Here is a 19,949-nt window from a genome sequence, read left to right as displayed (position 1 = left end):
GCCTCACCGAATAGGGGATGGCTCGTCGAACCATTCCTGCCAGGGAGGTGAACCGCGTGTACGTCTGCTCTTGTTTCGGGATCACCGACAAGCAGGTCAAGGACCACGCGGCTGCCGGGGCGTGCACCCCCCGCCAGATCGCCTCGGAGACCAAGGCCGGAACGGACTGCGGTTCGTGCGTGCGGACCATCCAGGGAATCCTCGGCCGCGGGGCGTGCCCCCGCCGCGAACTGCTGGAGACGGGCAACGCGGCGGCCGTGCTCGCCGCCGACCCGCAGCTCGCCGAAGCGGCCTAGCGGACCGAAGTGGCCCGGCTCGCCGAAGCGGCCCGGCGCACCGGCGCGGCTCAGCTCTCCGGCTGCTCGATCAGCTGCGCGATGTAGAGCGGCTCCCCGATGCTCTCGATCAGTTCCAGCTGGGTGTCGAGGTAGTCGATGTGGTGCTCCTCGTCCTCCAGGATCTCCTCGAAGAGGCGCGCGGAGGTGATGTCACCCTTGCCGCGCATGACCTCGATGCCGCGCTTGAGGCGGTCGATGGCCTCGACCTCGACCTGGCGGTCCGCCTGGAACATCTCCGTCAGCGTCTGGCCCACGCGGACGTGGAAGAGGCGCTGATAGTTGGGCAGACCGTCGAGCATGAGGATGCGCTCGGTGATCTTGTCCGCGTGCTTCATCTCGTCGATGGACTCGGCACGGGTGTAGTTGGCGAGCTTCGTCCAACCCTTGTTGTCCTGGATGCGGTAGTGCAGCCAGTACTGGTTGATCGCCGTGAGCTCGCCGGTCAGCTGCTCGTTGAGAAACTCAAGGACCTCGGGGTCGCCCTGCATCGCAGAGGCTCCTTCCAAGCAATGTCAGCTAAGTGACTGGGCAGGTGCGCGCATCCTTGCACCGCCACCCGGGGGCGTCCAGTAAGTGCCTCCTTAGTGGGAGTTGCCGTGACTTGCCCGAATCGGTCCAGACCTGGTCATGACCACCCCGACGAGTCTGTCACCATGGAGTCATGGGTCAGCCGGAAAGCCGGGAATCTCCGGAAGCAGAGCAGTTCGAGCTTCCTCCGGGCCAACGGTTGCAGCGCGGCTGGCCGGTCACCCACTACGGCCCGGTCCCCAAGTTCAAGCCGGACCGCTGGGAGTTCCGCGTCTTCGGCGCGACGGCCGACGGTGACAAGCACTGCTGGAACCACGAGGAGTTCGCGGCCCTGCCGTTCGAGTCGGTCGTGGCCGACCTGCACTGCGTGACGAAGTTCAGCATGCTCGGGGCCGAATGGGGCGGGGTCCGCGCCCGTACCGTCCTCGCCCTCGCCCCGCCGGCCCCCCAGGTCACGCACGTGATGGTGTGGGCCGAGTACGGCTTCAGTTCGAACATGCGATTGGCGGATTTCGCCGCGGACCGGACGGTCTTCGCCACCCATCAGGGTGGCGAACTGCTGACCGCCGAGCATGGTTTCCCCCTGCGTCTCGTGGTCCCGCACCTCTACGCCTGGAAGGGCCCCAAGTGGGTCCGCGGCATCGAGTACATGACCGCCGACCGGCGGGGTTTCTGGGAGGAGCGGGGCTACCACAACGTCGGTGACCCCTGGCGCGAGCAGCGCTACTCGTACCAGGAGGAGCCGGGGGACGGTCCGGAGCTCTGACCGCCGCGTTTCAGTGGTGGTACCGGTGGACGACCGCGTGTCCCTTGCCGCGGCCGATCATCCACTTGTTGACCGGTGTGGTGATCACGAAGGCGGCCGCGAGCGCGATGGCCAGCACGATCCAGAACAGCGGGTCCGAGAGGTGGGCGTCCATGGCGCCCGGCCACAGGGCGATCACCCCGTTGTCGATCAGCTCCATCACGGCGATCGAGAGGGTGTCGGCCGCCAGCGCCACCCGGACGGCCGTGCGGAGGTCCACGCCGGCGCCGAGGACGCCGCGCAGGGTGAGCGCGTAGCCGAAGAGGAACGCGAGGACGATCGCCAGGATCATCGTGGCCAGGTTGCCCCAGCCCAGCGCGGTACCGATGATCATGCCCAGCACCTCGCCGATGGCGCATCCGGTGAGGCAGTGCAGGGTGGCCTTCGCGGCCATGGCCCAACTGACCCGGCCGTGGGCGTCGTGGCCGTGGCCGCCGTCGGGGGTGCTGCCGTGGTGGTCGGCGCGTTGGTGTTCGGGTTGTTCGTGGTGTGCGTGCGCGTGATCCATCGAATGCCCCCTGGGAACGGCTGAGGAACGGGTCTGCGACAAGCGGAACCGTATACCCCCCAGGGGTATTCCCGGGCGTTCGCCGCCCGGTGTGTCACCTCGGGCCGCGCAGCTCCTTCAGCAGCGCCACATCCGCCGCGTGACCCTCTTTGCCGCCCGGCGTCTCGATGATCAGCGGTACCCCGTCCATCGCCGCGTGGGTGAACAGCTCGGCGAACGCCTCCCGGCCGATGTGCCCCTGGCCGATGTTCTCGTGCCGGTCCTTGTGGGCGCCGACACCCTCCTTGGAGTCGTTGGCGTGGACGAGTTTCAGCCGGCCCTCGCCCACCGTCTCCACCAGGAGATCCAGCGTCCGCTTGGTGCCGCCCGTCTCCGCCAGATCGTGCCCGGCCGCGAAGACGTGGCAGGTGTCCAGGCAGATCCCGAGCTTCGGATGGTGGTCCAGGGCGTCGAAGTACGGCCCGAAGTCCCAGGTGCGCGAGCACAGGGAGAACCCCTGACCGGCCGTGGACTCCAACAGCAGGAACGGGTCGTCGTCGTGCGTCAGTTCCTCCAGGAGCGGCAGCATGTGCTCCCTGACCTGCGCGTACGCCTCCTCGCGCGGTCGGCCCCCGGTGGCGGAGCCGGTGTGGACGACCACGCCGCGCGCACCGATCTCACGGCCCCGGCGCAGCGAGTGCCGCAGGGAGTCCACCGACTTCTCGACGGTCGCCCCGGTGTGCGAGCCGAAGTTGATCAGGTACGGCGCGTGCACGTACGCGGGGATCGACTCCCGCGCGCACTCCTCACGGAACAACTCGTCCTGCGCCGGGTTCCCGACGGGGGTCGCCCACCCGCGAGGATTGGCCACGAAGACCTGGACGGCCTCGGCACCCATCTCGTGGGCGTACGAGAGCCCGACCGAGGCGAGGCCGCCCGCGACGGGGACGTGCCCGCCCACCGGATTGCGTGTCACGCCTACAGCCCCTTGGTCTTGATCGTGATCGTGCTGCCCTCGGCGGCGTTCTGGCCGCCCGGCACGGACTGGCTCTCCACGGTGTTGCTGAACGACAGGAACGGCCGGTCCACCTTCACCTTGAAGCCCGATCCCTCCAGCGCCTTCCGGGCGGCGTCCACGTCCTGGCCGGTGACATTCGGCACCTGGACCTGGCGGGGCCCCTTGGAGAGGGTCAAGGTGACCGTGTCGCCCGCGGCGGCCTGGGTGCCGGCCCCGATCGACTGGTTGGCGACCGTACCGGCGGGCGAGGCGGAGTTGACCTGCTCGGCCGCCGTACCCACCTTCAGGCCGAGGGCCTCCAGGGCCGAACGGGCCTCGTCCGCGGACCGGCCGGTGACGCTCGGCACCCGGACCGGGCTGCCCTTGCTGACGACGAGCGCCACCGCCGTGTCGGGGGCCCGCTTCTCCCCGCCCGCCGGATCGCTGCTGATGACGGAGCCCTGGGCGACGTCCTCGCTGAACGACTGGGTGACGATCCCGGGCGCCAGCCCGACCGCCGTCAGCTCCGCCTTCGCCGCCTCCAGAGGCTTGCCCTTCAGGGCCGGCACGCTCACGACCTCGGGGCCGCGGGAGAGGGTGATCGTCACGGCGTCGTTGCCGCGGATGCGCTTGCCGCTCGGCGGGTCGGTGTTCATGACGGTGCCGCGGTCGAAGGCGTCGCTGAACTTCCGGTTCACGCCCTTCACGCCGAGCCCGGCCGCCGACAGCTGCGACCTGGCCTCCTGCTCCGACTTGCCGAGCAGGTTGGGGACCTTCGTGAACTGCCCGGAGTTGATGTACCAGACGCCGGCCCCCAGACCGAGGGCCAACAGTATTCCCGCGACGATCAGCAGCGGGCCGCGGCGCGGCGCGCGCAGGCCCCCCGCCGGCCGACGCCGGGGCGGGATCGGCGCGGGCGACTCCAGGCGAGAGGTGTGGTGCACGGACTGCTGCGCCGTGACGGGCCGCGCGATCACGCTGGTGCGGTCCTCGGAGGCGGGCCGGACCTCGGCGCGGGCCTGCGGCGGCTCGGCGTCGAGTTCCGCGTCGGTCAACCGGGCGCGGGCTTCGAGCGTCAGTCCGAGCAGGGCGGCGGCGTCGGAGGGGCGCTGTTCCGGGCTGCGGGCCGCCGCCAGCGCGACGAGCTCGTCCAGGCCGGCGGACAGCCCGGGGACGGCGGCCGACGGGGCCGGGACGTCCTCGTTGAGGTGCTGGTAGAGCACCTGGGCGGGGCTGCCGCCGTTGTGCGGCTTGGCGCCCGTGAGCATCTCGTACAGGACGACACCGCAGGCGTAGACGTCCACGCGGGTGTCGGTGATCCCGTTCTCGATCTGCTCGGGCGCGAGGTAGGAGACGGTGCCGAGGACCGAACCGGTGGTGTTCGTGACGGAGTCCACACTGCGCACCAGACCGAAGTCGGCGACCTTGACCCGGCCGTCGTCGCCGATCAGCACGTTCTCGGGCTTCATGTCCCGATGGACGAAACCGGCCCGGTGGGCGGCGCCGAGGGCGGCGAGGACCGGTTCGAGGATGTCCAGGGCCGCCCGGGGACGCAGCGCGCCCCGCTCGCGGAGCACGTCGCGCAGGGTGCAGCCGGAGACGTACTCCATGGCGAGGTACGTGTACGGGCCGTCCGTCCCCTGGTCGAAGACCGCGACCACGTTGGGGTGGGCGAGCCGCGCCACGGACTTCGCCTCACGGATGAAGCGGTCGACGAAGGCGCCGTCGGCGGCCAGGGCCGGGTGCATCACCTTCAGCGCGAGGATCCGGTCGAGACGGGTGTCGAGGGCCCGGTAGACCGTGGCCATGCCGCCGGCCGCGATTCGGGCGTCGACGCGGTAGCGGCCGTCGAGCACGCGCCCGACGAGGGGGTCATCCAGGGTCGTATCCACCCGGCGATTCTACGAGCGGCGCGGAGTGCGCCGACGCGGGCGGGGGTGGTTGCAGCGCACCTGTGACGTGCCCGGCGCCTGGCCGGCGGGGCCCTCGGGGGTGTCCGGGCGTCTCGGCCTCGCCGGCGGTACGGGCCGGGCCCGGCATTCCCAGCCCCGCCGGCGTTTGAGGCGCGAGTCCGGGCAGAGCCCCGGGAAACCCCGGCCATTTCAGCCCCGCCGGCGTTTGAGGCGCGGGGTCTGGGGCGGAGCCCCGGGAAACCCCGGCTCCGCCGGGCACCGGGCTCCGCCCGGACCCGCGCCTCAAACGCCGGCGAGGCTGAGTGTGGCCCCGCGCCTCAAACGCCGGCGAGGCTGAGTGTGGCCCCGCGCCTCAAACGCCGGCGAGGCTGAGTGTGGCCCCGCGCCTCAAACGCCGGCGAGGCTGGTATTGCCCGGGAGGCGCCGGAGGCTAGAAGGCGGGGCGTTCCGGGTCGAGGGTGGCGCGGCCCTCGGTGGGGGAGGAGGCCTCGGCGAAGCGGCGCTGGGGGATGCGTCCCGCGCGGTGGGCGAGGCGCCCCGCCGAGACGGCGTCCCGCATGGCGGCCGCCATCAGCGCGGGCGACTGGGCCCGGGTGACGGCCGACGCCAGCATGACGGCGGCGCACCCCAGCTCCATGGCCAGCGCCGCGTCCGAGGCGGTGCCGGCGCCCGCGTCCAGGATCACCGGGACCCCGGCCCGCTCCGTGATCAGTTCGAAGTTGTGCGGGTTGCGGATGCCCATGCCGGAGCCGATGGGGGAGCCCAGCGGCATGATCGCCGCGCAGCCCACGTCCTCCAGCTTCCGCGCCAGCACCGGGTCGTCGTTGGTGTACGGGAGCACGGTGAAGCCCTCGTCGACCAGGATCTCTGCGGCGTCGAGCAGTTCGACGCCGTCCGGGAGCAGGGTGCGCTCGTCGGCCACGACCTCCAGCTTGACCCAGTCCGTGCCGAGCGCCTCGCGGGCCAGCCGCGCGGTCAGCACGGCCTCGCCGGCCGTGAAACAGCCCGCGGTGTTCGGCAGGACCGCGATGCCCAGCCGGGAGAGCACGGACAGCACCGACCCCTGGACCGTCGGGTCCAGGCGGCGCATGGCCACGGTGGTCAGTTCCGTGCCGGAGGCGATCAGGGCGCGTTCCAGGACGTCCAGGCTGGGTGCGCCGCCCGTGCCCATGATCAGGCGGGAGGTGAAGGTCCGGCCGCCGAGGGAGAAGAGGTCGTCCGCCATCGCCGTCAGCCTCCCTGGACCGCGGTGAGGACCTCGACCCGGTCGCCTTCGCCCACCTCGGTGTGCGACCACCGGCCGCGCGGCACCACGGTCTCGTTGAGTGCCGCCGCGACGCCCTGGTGGGCGCGGGTCAGGGTGGCGACCACCGCGTCGAGGGTGGTTCCGGCCGCGATCTCGCGCGGCTCGCCGTTGACGGAGATGGTCATGCGAACGACTCCTGACGTGCCTGGGTGAAACGGCGCGGGGTGAAGGGGCGGGCGACCTCCGGCATGGTGCCGGTGGCCAGCAGTTCCGCCATGACGTCCCCGGTGAGCGGGGTCAGCAGCACCCCGTTGCGGTAGTGCCCGGTGGCCAGGTGCAGGCCGGGCAGTTCGGTGGGCCCGAGCAGCGGGGCGTTGTCGGGGGAGGCCGGTCGCAGGCCCGCCCGGGTCTCGGTCAGCGGGAGTTCGGTGATGCCGGGTACCAACTCGTGGGCGTCGCGCAGCAGCTCGTACACCCCGCCGGCGGTGACGGTGGTGTCCCAGCCGAGTTCCTCGCTGGTGGCTCCGACGACGAGTTCGCCGTTCTCGCGCGGCACCAGGTAGACGTGGCTGCCCCGGACGACGGCCCGTACGGTCCGGGACAGGAACGGCGCGTACGAGGACGGCACCGTCAGCCGCAGCACCTGACCCTTGACCGGCCGTACCGGGATCCGCACCTGCGGCGGCACGCCCGCCAGCCGCCCGCTCAGCGAGCCCGCGGCCAGCACCACCTGGTCGGCGCGCAGCTCCGTCCCGTCGTCGAGCACGGCCCCCGCGGCCCGGTCGTGCAGCACGGTCAACCGGTCGGCGTTGGCCCGGTGGACGCTCACCCCGGCCCGTTCGCAGGCGGCCAGCAGCGCGGCGGCGAGCCGGCGCGGGTCCACCTGGTGGTCCCCGTCGACGCGCAGGCCGCCCCGGACGCCCGGGGCCAGCATCGGTTCCAGGCGCCGGCACTCGCGGCCGGTCAACCACTGCGACTCCAGCCCGCAGCGGCGCTGGAGCGCGTGCAGTTCGCGCAGGTGGAGGCGGTCGTCGGAGTCGAGGGCCACGGCGAGGGTGCCACAGGCGCGGTAGCCGATCCCCAGCCCGCCGGCGGCCTCGGTGAGTTCGGCGGCGAACTCCGGGTAGCGGGCGGCGGAGGCGACGTTGAGCCCGAGCAGGGTCTCCTCGCCGTAGTGCAGCTCGGTGACGGCGGCGAGCATGCCGGCCGCGACCTGGGCCGCGCCCCCTCCGGGGGACGGGTCGGCGAGTGCGGTGCGCAGTCCGCGCCGGGCCGCCCGCCAGGCGACGACCAGGCCGATGACACCGCCTCCGATGACGAGGACGTCGTGACCCGCCTGTCGTGACGCGTGCGATTGTCGTGACGCGTGCGATGAACGCGATGAGTGCATGGGTGTCCAGCCCCTCCCTTCGCCGGCATGACCCGGATCAGGTTCGTACGGTCGGAGGCCGGTCAGCCTCCCTCTCAGCCCGGTGCGCCCGGACTCCCGCGATAGGTACGGTGGCCAGACTAACCCCGGGGTCGATGCCGGGTAAGGCTGCCTCCCCGCCCGCTATTCCTGACGTACCGTCAGAACATTAGGGTGGGCGACGTGAGCGAGCAGACGGAACAGACTCAGAGCGGCGTCGTCATCGTGGGCGCCGGAATGGCCGGCGTGCAGACCGCCGTGGCCCTGCGCGAACAGGGCTACACCGGCCCCGTGACCCTGCTGGGCGCCGAGCCCCACCAGCCCTACGACCGGCCCCCGCTCTCCAAGGCGGTCCTCCTGGGCAAGGCCGAGGACTCCGCGTTCGACGTGGACTTCGAGGGGCTCGACATCCGCCTTCGACTGGGCACCGAGGTCACGGGCCTGCGCGCGGGAGCGCGCGAACTCGACACGGAGGCCGGCCCGGTCCCGTACGAGGCCCTGGTCCTGGCGACCGGCGCCGAACCGCTGACCCTGCCCGGCTCCGAGGGCGTCCGCGGCGTCCACCTGCTGCGCACCCTCGACGACGCCGCGCGACTGCGCCCGGTCCTCGCCGACGCCCAGGCCGTCGTCGTGGTCGGGGCCGGCTGGATCGGCGCGGAGTTCGCCACCGCGGCCCGGGAGGCGGGCTGCGCCGTCACCGTCGTCGAGGCCGCGGACCGGGTCCTGGCGGGGGCCCTGCCCGCCGAGGTCGGCGAGGCGATGGGCCGCTGGTACGCCCAGGCGGGCGCGACCCTGCTGACCGGCGCGCGGGTGGCCTCGGTGGAGCCGGGCCGGGTCCTGCTCGCGGACGGCCGGGAGCTGCCGGCCGGCGCGGTGATCGTGGGCATCGGGGCCCGCCCCGCCACCGCGTGGCTTGCGGACTCGGGGATCGACCTGGGACCGGACGGCTCGGTCACGGCGGACGCCTGGCTGCGGACCTCGCTGGAGGACGTCTACGCGGTGGGGGACTGCGCCTCCTTCCCCTCCGCCCGGTACGGGACCAGGCTGCTGGTCCACCACTGGGACAACGCCCTCCAGGGCCCCAGGGTGGTCGCGGCCGACATCCTGAGCGGCGGGACGGACCGGGCCTACGACCCGGTGCCGTACTTCTGGTCGGAGCAGTTCGGACGCTTCGTGCAGTACGCCGGGCACCACGACGGCGCGGACGAGACGGTGTGGCGGGGCGACCCGGGCGACCCGGCGTGGTCCGTCTGCTGGCTCCGCGACGGAGCCCTGGTCGCGGTCCTCGCCGTGGGCCGGCCCCGCGACCTCGCCCAGGGCCGCCGCCTGATCGAATCCGGCACCGCCCTGGATCCGGCCAAGGTCGCCGACCCAGGCACCCCCCTGAAGTCCGCCGCGGCCTGACCCGGGCGACGATCGCGGGGCGCCGCCGCGCCGGGCGGGGCCGGGCGGCGCCTGCCCCGGCGCCCGGACGGACGGCCCGGGTACCGGCGGCCGGCCCGAGATGGCAGGCTTGTCCCCGTGACCGAGATTGACGCAAAGATCGATGCCCTTGTCCCCGCCTGGCTGTACCTCCCCGACATCGCGGAGATGCTCGACATCGAAGTGACCCGGGTCCGCCAGCTGGTCAAGGAAGGTCAGCTGCTCGCCGTGCGCCGCGGCGAGAACCGCTCCCTCCAGGTACCCGCCCCCTTCATCGACGGCGACAAGGTCGTCAAGGGCCTCGTAGGCCTGCTGACGGTGCTCCGCGACGACGGCTTCTCCGACGCGGAGATCCTGGAGTGGATGTTCACCGCCGACCCCACCCTGCCCGGCACCCCCGCGCAGGCGCTGAGCGAGAATCGCGGCACGGAGGTGAAGCGCCGCGCTCAGGCGCTCGCCCTCTGACCGGCTGATTCGCCGAACCAATCGGTGTACGGGCCGAGCGCGCGGGCCCGTACACCGCCACGACCACGGGGGGTACACCCATGCAGCAGCTGTCCGACGCCCGGCTCTACCTGTGCACGGACGCCCGCAAGCGGCAGGGTGACCTTCCCGAGTTCCTCGACGCCGTCCTGGCCGGCGGGGTGGACGTCGTCCAGCTCCGCGACAAGGGCATGGAGGCGGGGGAGGAGCTGGAACACCTCCAGGTCTTCGCCGAGGCGGCCCGCCGCCACGGAAGGCTCCTCGCGGTCAACGACCGCGCCGACGTCGCCCACGCCATCGGCTCCGACGTCCTGCACCTCGGCCAGGGGGACATCCCCGTTCCCGCCGCCCGCGCGATCCTCGGCCCCGACGTCCTGATCGGACGCTCCTGCCACTCCGAGTCCGAGGTCGACGCGGCCGTCGCCGAACCCGGCGTGGACTACTTCTGCACCGGCCCCTGCTGGCCCACCCCCACCAAGCCCGGCCGGCACGCCCCCGGCCTCGGGCTCGTCCGCCACGCCGCCTCCCTCGCGCAGGACCGGCCCTGGTTCGCCATCGGCGGCATCGACGCCGGCAACCTGGACGAGGTCCTCGACGCCGGGGCCACCCGCGTCGTGGTCGTCCGCGCGCTCACCGAGGCCTCCGACCCCGGGGCGGCCGCCGCCGAACTGGCCAAGCGGGTCCGCGCCCGTCTCGCGTAGCCGGGTGTCCAAAAACGTGTCCAATGGGCGGACAACGCTTCGGTGTCCGCCGGCGCGCGTCTAACCTGCCGGTATGGCCCTTGGCACCGCTTCCACCTGGTCGGACCGCGCACACACGGTCCGCGAGCTCATCGCGTCCGGGCGCTCGTACTCCTTCGAGTTCTGGGCGCCCAAGACCGAGAAGGGCGAACGCAACCTCTGGAACGCGCTCCGCCGCATCGAGGCGGTGGGCCCGAGCTTCGTGTCGGTCACCTACGGGGCCGGCGGCTCCACGCGCGGAGGCACCGTACGGGCCACCGAGGCCATCGCCGCGAACACCACCCTCACCCCCGTCGCGCACCTCACCGCCGTGGACCAGTCCGTCGCGGAGCTGCGTCACGTCATCGGCCAGTTCGCCGACGCCGGCATCCGCAACATGCTCGCGCTGCGCGGGGACCCGCCCGGCGACCCCATGGCCGACTGGGTCAAGCACCCCGAGGGCGTGGACTACGCGGCCGACCTGGTCCGCCTGCTCAAGGAGTCCGGCGACTTCTGCGTCGGCGTCGCCGCCTTCCCCGAGATGCACCCGCGCTCCGACGACTGGGACACGGACATCCGGCACTTCGTGGACAAGTGCCGCGCGGGCGCCGACTATGCGATCACCCAGATGTTCTTCGATCCGGAGAATTATCTGCGGCTGCGCGACAGTGTCGCCAAGGCGGGCTGTGACACCCCGATCATCCCCGAGGTCATGCCTGTTGTGGGCATCAAGCAGTTGGACCGGCTGCCCCAGCTCAGCACCGCGGTCTTCCCCTCGGCGGTAAAAGACCGCATGCTCGCCGTCAAGGACGATCCGGCCGCTGTACGCTCCATTGGCATCGAGTTCGCCACGGAGTTCTGCGCGCGGCTGCTGTCCGAGGGTGTTCCGGGGCTGCACTTCATCACGCTGAACAACTCCACGGCGACTCTCGAAATCTACGAGAACCTGGGCCTGCACCAGCGGGCCTGATCGGCCGTCCCCCGTTCCCGCGCCGGCGGCCGTACCGAGAGGGGCCACGCATGGGAATGACGGTCCTCTACACCGCGTTCGGTTTCGTCGCGCTGTGGCTGCTTGCCGAGGTCCTGATGCAGTACAAGGCCCGGCTCCGCTGGCGCCTGCTCGCCTTCGCCGGTTTCGCCGGCGTGGTCGCCGGGGTGGTGCTGCCGTCGGTGCCCGTCATCGCCGTCGGCGCGACCGCGTTCGCGATCGGCCAGATTTTGGTGACGCTCTCCTTCCGCAAGGGCTTCGTGGCCGGTTGGGCGCTGCGCCGCGGCGGGGAACCCGTACGGCAGCAGAGCGGCCGGCGCCGGGGCGGCGGTCCGCGCGCCGAACGCCCGGCGCCCACGCTGGAGGTGACGGGGCTGGAGTACGGCGAGCGGACGGCCACCGGGCGCCGCGACGGCGCGGACGCTCCCGACGACTTCGACGACCGGGAGACGAACGTCTTCACCCCGCAGCCGGTTCCCGAGGACACCGGCTCGTACGGGATACAGAGCTTCGCCCCCCAGTACGGCGACCCGTCGGGCCAGTACGCCGACCAGTCGGGCCAGGCGGCCGAAACGGCCGCGTTCGCCTCGCCGTTCGCCGCGGCCGGGCAGGACGGCCAGTACGCGCCGCAGTACGACGCGCAGCCCCAGGGCGGCTACGACTACTCCGGCGGCTACCCGGGGGGCGAGCAGCAGGTCTACGCGGCCTACTCGGACCCGTACATCGGCACCACGCCCCAGAGCAACGGCTACGCGCCCTACGCGGACAGCGGCGGGCAGCAGTACTCGATGGACACCCCGCCCGGCGGGGTCTGGGTACCGCAGCAGCGGTCCACCGACGAGTACGGCGGGCAGTCCTACCCGACGGACGAGCAGTACCAGCAGCAACAGCAGCAACAGCAGCAGTACCCGTATCAGGGCGGCCCCGGCGAGTACGAGCAGTACCGCTACTGACCCGCCGGCGCCCGGGGTCACCCCCTAGCGGGAGCCGCGGAAGTCCGCGCCCTCCACGATGAGCCCCGCCACCAGGGCGCCGGTCATGCCCGCGTGCGGGAGTCCGCCGCCGGGGTGGGCCCAGCCGCCGGCGAGGTACAACCCCGGCAGACCCGTGGTGTTCGAGGGGTGGAGCAGCCGTCCGCCGGCCCCCGCGAGGGCGGGCGGCGGCACGGCCCCGTCCAGGGCGCCCGTCGCCGCCGCGATGTCGGCCGGGGTGCGCAGTTCGTGCCACAGCAGCCGCTCCCGCAGACCCGGCACGGCCGGGGCCGCCGCGGCGATCAGCTCCTCCGCGGTGGGCGTCGTGCCGGGCTCCACGACCGCCTGGACGGTGACGGCCTCGTGCGCGGAGTCGGGCCGGACGGCGGGATCGTCGGGCCGCAGCACGGTCAGGTCCGTTCCGACCAGGGTGCGGTGGACGGCCTCCGCCGGCCGGGGCCCGCCGAGGGCCAGGAAGAGCGTGTACCGGCCGGGGAGCCCCATGGGCGGGGCGGGGACCGGACCGGGCGCCGGCGGGATCCCGAGCGCCCTGGGATCGACCCCGCAGACCACGGCGTCGGCCTCCACGGTGTCCGCCTCCCCCGTGCCCGTGTCGGCCAGCGAGAGACCGGCGGCCCGGCCGTCCCGCTCCACGACCCCCCGCACGTCGGCGTCGAAGACGAAGGCCACCTTCCGTTCCAGGCAGCGCTCGTACACGGCCGTGGCCAGCTCCCGGACACCACCGCGCACGTACCAGCTCCCGAAGGTCTGCTCCATGTACGGGAGCACCGCCGCCGAGGCCGGCGCGTCCGCGGGGCGCAGACCGTACGAGCGCACCCGCGCGGTCAGCAGTTCCCCGAGCGGCCCGCCCAGTTCCCGTTCGGCCACCTCGGCGAGGGTCGGCGGGCGTCGCCGCAGCAGGCCGCTCTTGCGCAACGCCGGGTAGGGGTCGGCGCCCAGCGCCTGCCAGTCGGGGCGCAGCGGCTCCTCCAGCAGGGGGCGGCGGGTGGCGTTCCAGGCGTCGCGGGCGCGCCCGAGCACCCCGTTCCAGCGGTCCCCGGAGCCCGTGCCGAAGGCCTCGTCGAGCACGGCGGCGGCGCCGCCGCGCGAGGCGTTGGGGAGGGTGACCGAGGTGCCGTCCGGCAGCAGGTGGCGAACGGCGGGGTCCACCTGGACGAGCTCGACGCACTCCTCCAGCGGCTTCCTGCCCGTCTTCACGAACAGGTCGCGATAGACGGCGGGCAGGTGCAACAGCCCCGGTCCGGTGTCGAAGGAGAATCCGTCCCGTTCGTACCGGCCGACCGAGCCGCCGTAGGTGGAGCCACGCTCGTACACCGTCACCCGGTGGCCCGCCACTGCCAGCCGGGCCGCCGTCGCCATCGCGCCCATCCCGGCGCCGATCACCGCAATTCGTGCCATGCGGCTGAGCCTATCGAGCGAACCGGGGGCCGGGTCGGCGAGGTCGTACGAGGTCAGGGCGGGCGGCGGGGCCCGGCCGGCGCCGGCGCGCGACGGTCAGGGCGGTGGCGCGCCGGAGGTCTGACGCAACTCGGCGGCCATCCGCTTCTCCTCGCGGCGTTGGGCCCGCCGCCTTCGGTAGCGGCGGATCCGGCTCCAGAGGAAGAAGAGCATCGCCAGGCCGGCCGCCAGCAGCACGGCCGCGATGATCGCGGCGGCCTGGGGGTTGAACATGGCGAAGGTGACGATGCCCGCCACGCCGAGGTCCTCGGCGGTGCTGAGGGCGATGTTGGTGAACGGTTCCGGTGAGGTGTTGACCGCCATCCGGGTGCCGGCCTTGACGAAGTGGCTGGCCAGCGCGGTGGAACCGCCGACGGCCCCGGCGGCCAGGTCGGGGAGCGAACCGCTCTGCCCGGCCAGCAGGGCCCCGACCACCGCACCCGCCACCGGGCGGATCACGGTGTGCAGGGTGTCCCACAGCGAGTCCACGTAGGGGATCTTGTCGGCCACCGCCTCGCAGAGGAACAGCACGCCGGCGACGATCAGGACGTCGGGGCGCTGCAACGACTCCGGGACCTCGTCCGTGAGCCCGGTCGCGCCGAAGATGCCGAGCAGGAGGACCACGGCGTAGGCGTTGATCCCGCTGGCCCAGCCGCTGGTGAAGACCAGGGGCAGCACAGTCATTCGGTCATCATGCCGCAGGACGGGTGATCCGTCCGGCGGAACGGCGAGGGGACGGCCGCCCGTCGGCGTCCGTCCCCTCGCTCATGTCCTGTGGGGCTACTGCCCCTGTTCGTCACGGCGGCGCTGCCACCGTTCCTCGATGCGGGTCATCATCGACCGACGCTGTCGGTTCCGGCCACGGGCCGAACCGCCTGCACTGTCGGAGACGGGCTGCTCGCCAGGCTTGGGTGCCTTGCGCCAACCGGTGACCACGAGAACCGTACAGCCCAGCATGACGAGGAAGCCCACCACGCTGATCCAGAGCACGTTCGGCACGATCACACCGGTCATGAGGAGCGCGATACCCACCACAATGCCTGCGACTGCCTGGTAAACCCGTCGCCGGGTGTACGTGCGCAGTCCGCTTCCCTCAAGCGCTGTCGCGAACTTGGGATCTTCGGCGTACAGCGCTCGCTCCATCTGCTCGAGCATTCGCTGCTCGTGCTCCGAGAGCGGCACGGGAGTCCTCCTCATCCGTCGGTCGCGAAGGGTAGCGACCAGGGGTCCCCTTCAGGATAGGCGGGGAATCGCCCCCGTGATACCCGCCCTCTACGCCACGTTCGAAAAATGCCCTGCGTACAAACCGTACCGTCGCCTGTGCGGTCACTGAGGCGCTTATTCCCCAATGGTCCGTCCGCCATGCCGACCGGTGTCCTCGATCATACGGGGCCGGCGGCCGGTTCACAGGGTGTCCGTGGATCCGTGTGCGCGGACGCGCCGCAGATCAGGCGGTCTTCTCGCCCAGAATGTGCAACTGCGTGGCCACCGCGTGGAAGGCGGGCAGCTCGGCGGCGGCCTCCTCCAGACGCAGCAGCGCCTCCACCGCGCCGGGCTCGGTGTCGACCAGGACACCCGGGACGAGGTCCGCGAAGATCCGTACACCGTGCACCGCGCCGACCTCCAGGCCGGCTCCACCCACCAGCTCGGTGAGCTGCTCGGCGGTGAAGCGGCGCGGGACCGGGTCGCCGGATCCCCAACGACCCGCCGGGTCGGTGAGGGCGGTACGAGCCTCGGTGAAGTGCCCCGCCAGCGCGCGGGCCAGCACGGCTCCGCCGAGTCCGGCGCCGAGCAGGCTCAGGATCCCGCCCGGTCGCAGGGCCGCGACGGCATTGGCCACGCCCTCGGCAGGGTCGTCCACGTACTCCAGCACGCCGTGGCAGAGCACCACGTCGTAGGCGTCCCGATCGACGACGTCCAGCAGGCCCTGGGCGTCGCCCTGGACCCCGCGCACCAGGTCGGCGACACCGGCTTCGGAGACCCGGCGTTCCAGTCCGAACAGTGCGTTCGGGCTGGGGTCGACCACCGTCACCCGGTGGCCCAGTCGGGCCACCGGGACGGCGAACTTGCCGGTGCCGCCACCGGTGTCCAGCACCTCCAGCACGTCCCGCCCGGTCGCCTTCACCCGGCGGTCGAGGGCCTCCTTGAGGACCTCCCACACCACGGCGGTGCGGAGGGAGGCACGGGGGCGGGAAGTGTCCGACACGACTGATGGCTCCTCGACGCGGTAAGGGTGAGCGGGCGTGCCCACCCTATTGCCTCAGGCCGCCGACCAGCTCATCCCGCGTGCGGACGCTCCGGCCGCGGCTGCGGCAGGGTCGTGGGCAGGCCCTGTGCGGCGGCCGGGGTCACCGGTCGCAGGGACAGCATCCGCTCGACCAGGCGCAGGAACATCCCGGCCTCGCGGACGAGGTCGTCGGCCTCCCGGCCCGTCGCGGCGTCCGGTATGCCGGCCTCGGCCCGGGCCCGACGGTCGGCGCCCGAGGCGAACAGGGCGCTCCACTCCGTCAGCTCCGGCGCTATCTCCGGCAGCACCTCCCACGCGCTGCGGATCCGGGGCCGCCGGCGCGGGTTGACCGGTTCGGGCCGTACGCGCGCGGCCAGCACGGCCGCTGCCGCGCGCAGCGCCGCGAGGTGTGCGGTGGCGTAGCGCTCGTTGGGCCGGGACAGTGCGACCGCCTCGGTCAGGCCGCGGTGGGCCTTGGCGAGCAGATCGAGGGCGGCCGGCGGTGCCGACGCTTTCCTCGGGACGGGGTGGACAGGGGACGGGGACGGTGTGGCCATGACGAACCTCCTGTCGATGCGTGCTGCTTCTGATGCCGGGTACTGCTCGGGTACTGCCTTTTCGGGTACTGCCTTTCGGGTACTGGCTGTTCGGGTACCGCCGTTCGGGTGGTGCTGTGTTGCCCGCCGCGTTGTCGCGCTGCGTGAGTCCATCGTGACCCCCGCCACTGACAATCCCGGTGACCTGCACTTTTACCCCCGGCTGGGGATCTTCACCCCCCTTGCCGCAACCGGATCCCGCGGAACCTGCTAGTTTTTGAACTGACCAGTCAGTTCAAAAGGAGGGGGAGGCGGCGTGGAGAGCCCACACGGAGCGGCCGTCACGGCCGAGGACTTCGGACTCAAGGGCCCGCGAGGCTGGGTCTTCCGGGGAGTGGGGATCGACGCCGCGCCCGGCTCGCTCATCGCGCTGGAAGGTCCTTCCGGAAGCGGCCGGACCTGCCTGCTCCTCGCCCTCACCGGCCGGATGAAGCCTTCCGAGGGCCGGGCCGAGATTGGCGGGCACTCGCTGCCGAAGAAGATGACCGCGGTGCGGCGGATCGCCGCCCTCGGGCACGTCCCCGGGGTCAACGACCTCGACGAGGCGCTCACCGTCGCCGAGCAACTGCGCGAGGGGGCCATGCTCCAGCGCCGTTACGAGGGTCCCGTGCGGGCCCTGTTCCGACCGCGCGGAGAGCGCCGTGCCGCCACCGCGACCCGGATCGAGGAGGCCCTCGCGGCCGCGGGTCTCGACCTGGCGACCCTGCCCAAGGGACCGCGTACCTCCGTCCGCGACCTGGAGCGGCTGGAGGCCGTCCGGCTGTCCGTCGCCATCGCCCTGCTGGGCGGGCCCCGACTGCTGGCCCTCGACGACACCGACCTCAAGCTCTCCACCGCCGAGCGCGCCGAACTGTGGGCGCTGCTCCGCTCGATCGCCGACCGGGGGACCACCGTCCTCGCGGTGTGCGACGAGGCGCCGGAGGGGGTCCTGGTGCTGCGCACGGTCGCGACCGCGGTCGAACCCACCGCCGTGCCGAGCACCGAGGCCAAGGCCTCACCCGCCCCGGCCGTCCGGTCGGGCGGCGGCGCGGAACACGCGATCACCTGGGGAGCCAAGCCCGAGAGCAAGCCGGAGCCGACGGACGAGCCCGAGCCGGAAGCCGAACCCGAGCCCGGGGCCGAGCCGGAAGCCGAGGCCGAGCCCGACACCGGCGAGGACGGCGACACGGCCACCACCGACAAGGACACGGCCGCCACCGGCAACGAGCCGGCCACCACCACCGACGACGACACGAAGGGGACGGACGATGCGCTCGCCGAAGCTCGCCGCGCTTGAGCTGAAGCGGTTCGGGCGGGGGAAGCTGCCCCGGGCCGCTCTCGTCGCGCTGCTCCTCCTGCCGCTGCTCTACGGAGCCCTGTACCTCTGGTCCTTCTGGAACCCCTACGGGAACCTCGGCAAGGTTCCCGTGGCCCTCGTCAACTCCGACCGCGGCGCCACCGTGGACGGCAAGCACCTCGCCGCGGGTGACGAGATCACCAAGAAGCTGCGCGACAGCAAGACCTTCGACTGGCGCGAGGTCGACGCCGACGAGGCGGCCGAGGGTCTGGAGGAGGGGAAGTACTACCTGTCCCTGACCATGCCCGCCGACTTCAGCGCGAAGATCGCCTCCAGCTCCGGCGCCGACCCCACCACCGGGGCGCTCCAGGTCCGGACGAACGACGCGAACAACTACATCGTCGGCTCGATCTCCAAGACCGTCTTCTCCGAGGTCCGTTCCGCGGCGTCCACCAACGCCTCCCGCGGATTCCTCGACAAGATCTTCGTCAACTTCTCCGACCTGCACGACAAGACCGCCGAGGCCGCCGACGGCGCCGACAAGCTCAAGGACGGCGCCGGCAAGGCCAAGCAGGGCGCCAAGGACCTCGCCGACGGCCTCGACACGGCCAAGGAGAAGACGGGCGAGCTCAACGGCGGGCTGAAGAAGCTGAACACGGCCGCCGGGCAGCTGGAGACCGGTTCGAAGGACCTCGCGGCCGGCACCCAGACCCTCGCCGACAAGGTCAACGGGGCCGCCGCCAAGGCGAAGCCCTTCGTCAGCGACCCGAAGTCCCTGGCCGCCACCGCCGAACTCGTCGCGGACACCGCCCAGGTGGTCAACAAGCACCTGGACTCCTTCGCCAAGAACGCCCCGGCCGCCGCCGCCGTCACCCAGCGGGCCGCGACGGGAGCGGACAAGTACTACACCGCCCACTGCGTCACCCCGGGCGCCGAGCCGCACCTGGCCTCCTGCCCCGACCTGAAGCGGATCAAGGACGACACCGCCGAGGGCGCCCTGCTGGCCGGTGACGTCAACGACGTCGTCAAGGCCTCCGGCACCGACATGGGCAAGCTCCGCCGTCAGCTCGGCGACCTGGAGAACAAGGCCCGCGAACTCGCCGACAAGGCACCCGGCCTGTCCTCCGACCTCAACACGGCCGTCGCCAAGGTCAACGCCCTGAACACCGGCGCCCAGAAGGTCGCCTCCGGCATGACGCAGCTGCACACCGGCCTCGGCACCGCCTTCACCGGCTCCGGCGCCCTCACCGAGGGCGTCGGCAAGCTCGGGGACGGCGCGCACACCCTCGACAGCGGCATGTACAAGCTGGTCGACGGCAGCGGCGAACTCGCCGGCGGCCTGCACGACGGCGCCGGCAAGATCCCGGACTACGACCAGCAGGCCCGCGACGCCCGCACCCAGGTCATGGCCGACCCCGTCCGGCTCGCCAACCAGTCCCTCCACAAGGCGCCCAACTACGGCACCGGCTTCGCCCCGTACTTCATCCCGCTCTCCCTGTGGGTCGGCGCGATGGTCGCCTACATGCTGATCGCCCCGCTGAACCGACGGGCACTGGCCGCCGGCGCCTCGCCCTGGCGGGTCGCCCTGGCGGGTTGGCTGCCCGTGGCCGGCATCGGCTTCGCGCAGGTCGCCCTGTTGATGTCGGTGCTCCACTGGGCCCCGGGCCTCGGCCTGGAGATGGCCCGGCCCGCGCTCACCATCGCCTTCCTGATGCTGGTCACCGGCTGCTTCGCGGCGATCGTCCAGTGGCTCAACGCCAAGTTCGGGGCGGCCGGACGCATCCTGGTCCTCGCCGTCCTGATGCTCCAGTTGACCTCGGCGGGCGGCACGTACCCCGTTCAGACCAGCCCCGCCTTCTTCAACTGGATCCACCCGTACCTGCCCATGTCGTACGTCGTCGAGAGCCTGCGCCGCCTCATCACCGGCGGCGACCTCGCCCCGGTGTGGCAGGGATCCCTGGTCCTGCTGGCCTTCACGGTCGCAGCCCTGGGCCTGACCGCGCTGGCCGCCCGCGGCAAGCAGGTGTGGACGATGAGTCGACTGCACCCGGAACTGAGCCTGTAGAGAGCTGTTGACCTGTGAGAAT

General features: G+C 72.4%; 21 protein-coding genes and 1 riboswitch. Of the genes, 9 read left to right on the top strand and 12 right to left on the bottom strand.

Annotated elements, in window-relative coordinates:
- Window positions 1–56 precede the first annotated feature (56 nt).
- Window positions 57–296 (top strand): (2Fe-2S)-binding protein, encoded by a 240-nt coding sequence (locus tag ADK55_RS04000; protein ID WP_323181917.1) that lies wholly within the window; start codon window positions 57–59, stop codon window positions 294–296.
- A 50-nt stretch (window positions 297–346) separates the two neighbouring features.
- Here the strand turns inward: ADK55_RS04000 and bfr are convergent, their stop codons facing one another.
- Window positions 347–826, bottom strand: a complete 480-nt coding sequence (gene bfr / locus ADK55_RS03995; protein ID WP_053676038.1) for a bacterioferritin — start codon at window positions 824–826, stop codon at window positions 347–349.
- A 173-nt stretch (window positions 827–999) separates the two neighbouring features.
- Between bfr and ADK55_RS03990 the strand changes: the two genes are divergently transcribed.
- The gene (locus ADK55_RS03990; protein WP_053676037.1) at window positions 1,000–1,632 is read left to right on the top strand and encodes a sulfite oxidase-like oxidoreductase; all 633 of its coding nucleotides are present in this window, start codon (window positions 1,000–1,002) and stop codon (window positions 1,630–1,632) included.
- Window positions 1,633–1,642: 10 nt separating this feature from the next.
- Here the strand turns inward: ADK55_RS03990 and ADK55_RS03985 are convergent, their stop codons facing one another.
- The 6 genes from ADK55_RS03985 to thiO all read right to left on the bottom strand — a co-directional run bounded on the left by ADK55_RS03985 (window position 1,643) and on the right by thiO (window position 7,704).
- A complete protein-coding gene (locus ADK55_RS03985) occupies window positions 1,643–2,179 on the bottom strand; it encodes a DUF4396 domain-containing protein (RefSeq protein WP_053676036.1) in 537 nt (178 codons plus the stop codon).
- A gap of 94 nt (window positions 2,180–2,273) precedes the next feature.
- Window positions 2,274–3,134 (bottom strand): deoxyribonuclease IV, encoded by an 861-nt coding sequence (locus tag ADK55_RS03980; RefSeq protein WP_053676035.1) that lies wholly within the window; start codon window positions 3,132–3,134, stop codon window positions 2,274–2,276.
- Window positions 3,135–3,136: 2 nt separating this feature from the next.
- Entirely contained in the window at window positions 3,137–5,047 is a 1,911-nt protein-coding gene (gene pknB / locus ADK55_RS03975; RefSeq protein ID WP_078998453.1) for a Stk1 family PASTA domain-containing Ser/Thr kinase, read from the bottom strand.
- A 451-nt stretch (window positions 5,048–5,498) separates the two neighbouring features.
- Window positions 5,499–6,293, bottom strand: a complete 795-nt coding sequence (locus tag ADK55_RS03970; protein WP_053676033.1) for a thiazole synthase — start codon at window positions 6,291–6,293, stop codon at window positions 5,499–5,501.
- Between the two features lie 5 nt (window positions 6,294–6,298).
- Window positions 6,299–6,499, bottom strand: coding sequence for a sulfur carrier protein ThiS (thiS, locus tag ADK55_RS03965; RefSeq protein WP_053676032.1), 201 nt, complete (start codon window positions 6,497–6,499; stop codon window positions 6,299–6,301).
- Entirely contained in the window at window positions 6,496–7,704 is a 1,209-nt protein-coding gene (thiO, locus tag ADK55_RS03960; RefSeq protein ID WP_053676031.1) for a glycine oxidase ThiO, read from the bottom strand. Before thiO ends, thiS begins: the two co-directional genes overlap by 4 nt.
- Window positions 7,702–7,814, bottom strand: a riboswitch (TPP riboswitch). Its footprint overlaps the gene before it by 3 nt.
- 91 nt (window positions 7,815–7,905) lie before the next feature.
- On the opposite strand from thiO, the gene ADK55_RS03955 reads away from it, so the two are divergent.
- The 5 genes from ADK55_RS03955 (at window position 7,906) to ADK55_RS03935 (ending at window position 12,287) form a co-directional block, all read left to right on the top strand.
- Window positions 7,906–9,126, top strand: a complete 1,221-nt coding sequence (locus ADK55_RS03955; RefSeq protein WP_053676131.1) for an NAD(P)/FAD-dependent oxidoreductase — start codon at window positions 7,906–7,908, stop codon at window positions 9,124–9,126.
- Window positions 9,127–9,243: 117 nt separating this feature from the next.
- Window positions 9,244–9,609, top strand: a complete 366-nt coding sequence (locus tag ADK55_RS03950) for an Rv2175c family DNA-binding protein (protein ID WP_053676030.1) — start codon at window positions 9,244–9,246, stop codon at window positions 9,607–9,609.
- An 80-nt stretch (window positions 9,610–9,689) separates the two neighbouring features.
- The gene (gene thiE / locus ADK55_RS03945) at window positions 9,690–10,328 is read left to right on the top strand and encodes a thiamine phosphate synthase (RefSeq protein WP_053676029.1); all 639 of its coding nucleotides are present in this window, start codon (window positions 9,690–9,692) and stop codon (window positions 10,326–10,328) included.
- 73 nt (window positions 10,329–10,401) lie between these two features.
- Window positions 10,402–11,316: a methylenetetrahydrofolate reductase [NAD(P)H] gene (gene metF / locus ADK55_RS03940; RefSeq protein WP_053676028.1), complete on the top strand. Its 915-nt coding sequence runs from the start codon at window positions 10,402–10,404 to the stop codon at window positions 11,314–11,316.
- A gap of 50 nt (window positions 11,317–11,366) precedes the next feature.
- Window positions 11,367–12,287 (top strand): hypothetical protein, encoded by a 921-nt coding sequence (locus ADK55_RS03935; RefSeq protein ID WP_053676027.1) that lies wholly within the window; start codon window positions 11,367–11,369, stop codon window positions 12,285–12,287.
- 24 nt (window positions 12,288–12,311) lie between these two features.
- On the opposite strand, the gene ADK55_RS03930 is transcribed toward ADK55_RS03935, so the two are convergent.
- The 5 genes from ADK55_RS03930 to ADK55_RS03910 all read right to left on the bottom strand — a co-directional run bounded on the left by ADK55_RS03930 (window position 12,312) and on the right by ADK55_RS03910 (window position 16,547).
- Window positions 12,312–13,724, bottom strand: a complete 1,413-nt coding sequence (locus tag ADK55_RS03930; protein WP_078998451.1) for a phytoene desaturase family protein — start codon at window positions 13,722–13,724, stop codon at window positions 12,312–12,314.
- Window positions 13,725–13,820: 96 nt separating this feature from the next.
- Complete coding sequence (locus ADK55_RS03925; RefSeq protein ID WP_053676025.1) at window positions 13,821–14,447, bottom strand: DUF4126 domain-containing protein; 627 nt, start codon at window positions 14,445–14,447, stop codon at window positions 13,821–13,823.
- Between the two features lie 96 nt (window positions 14,448–14,543).
- Complete coding sequence (locus tag ADK55_RS03920; RefSeq protein WP_053676024.1) at window positions 14,544–14,945, bottom strand: DUF3040 domain-containing protein; 402 nt, start codon at window positions 14,943–14,945, stop codon at window positions 14,544–14,546.
- Between the two features lie 265 nt (window positions 14,946–15,210).
- Window positions 15,211–15,969: a class I SAM-dependent methyltransferase gene (locus ADK55_RS03915; protein WP_053676023.1), complete on the bottom strand. Its 759-nt coding sequence runs from the start codon at window positions 15,967–15,969 to the stop codon at window positions 15,211–15,213.
- Between the two features lie 71 nt (window positions 15,970–16,040).
- Complete coding sequence (locus tag ADK55_RS03910; RefSeq protein ID WP_053676022.1) at window positions 16,041–16,547, bottom strand: SAV_6107 family HEPN domain-containing protein; 507 nt, start codon at window positions 16,545–16,547, stop codon at window positions 16,041–16,043.
- A gap of 295 nt (window positions 16,548–16,842) precedes the next feature.
- Between ADK55_RS03910 and ADK55_RS03905 the strand changes: the two genes are divergently transcribed.
- Window positions 16,843–17,862: an ATP-binding cassette domain-containing protein gene (locus ADK55_RS03905; protein ID WP_053676021.1), complete on the top strand. Its 1,020-nt coding sequence runs from the start codon at window positions 16,843–16,845 to the stop codon at window positions 17,860–17,862.
- Window positions 17,834–19,927: a YhgE/Pip family protein gene (locus ADK55_RS03900; RefSeq protein WP_053676020.1), complete on the top strand. Its 2,094-nt coding sequence runs from the start codon at window positions 17,834–17,836 to the stop codon at window positions 19,925–19,927. The genes ADK55_RS03905 and ADK55_RS03900 overlap by 29 nt, the downstream gene beginning before the upstream one ends.
- The last annotated feature ends 22 nt before the right edge of the window (window positions 19,928–19,949 follow it).

It is taken from the genome of Streptomyces sp. WM4235 (assembly GCF_001279725.1).
Classification (GTDB): Bacteria; Actinomycetota; Actinomycetes; order Streptomycetales; family Streptomycetaceae; genus Streptomyces.
The sequence above is the reverse complement of the archived record's forward strand: the minus strand, read 5'-3'. Positions and strand labels throughout refer to the sequence as shown.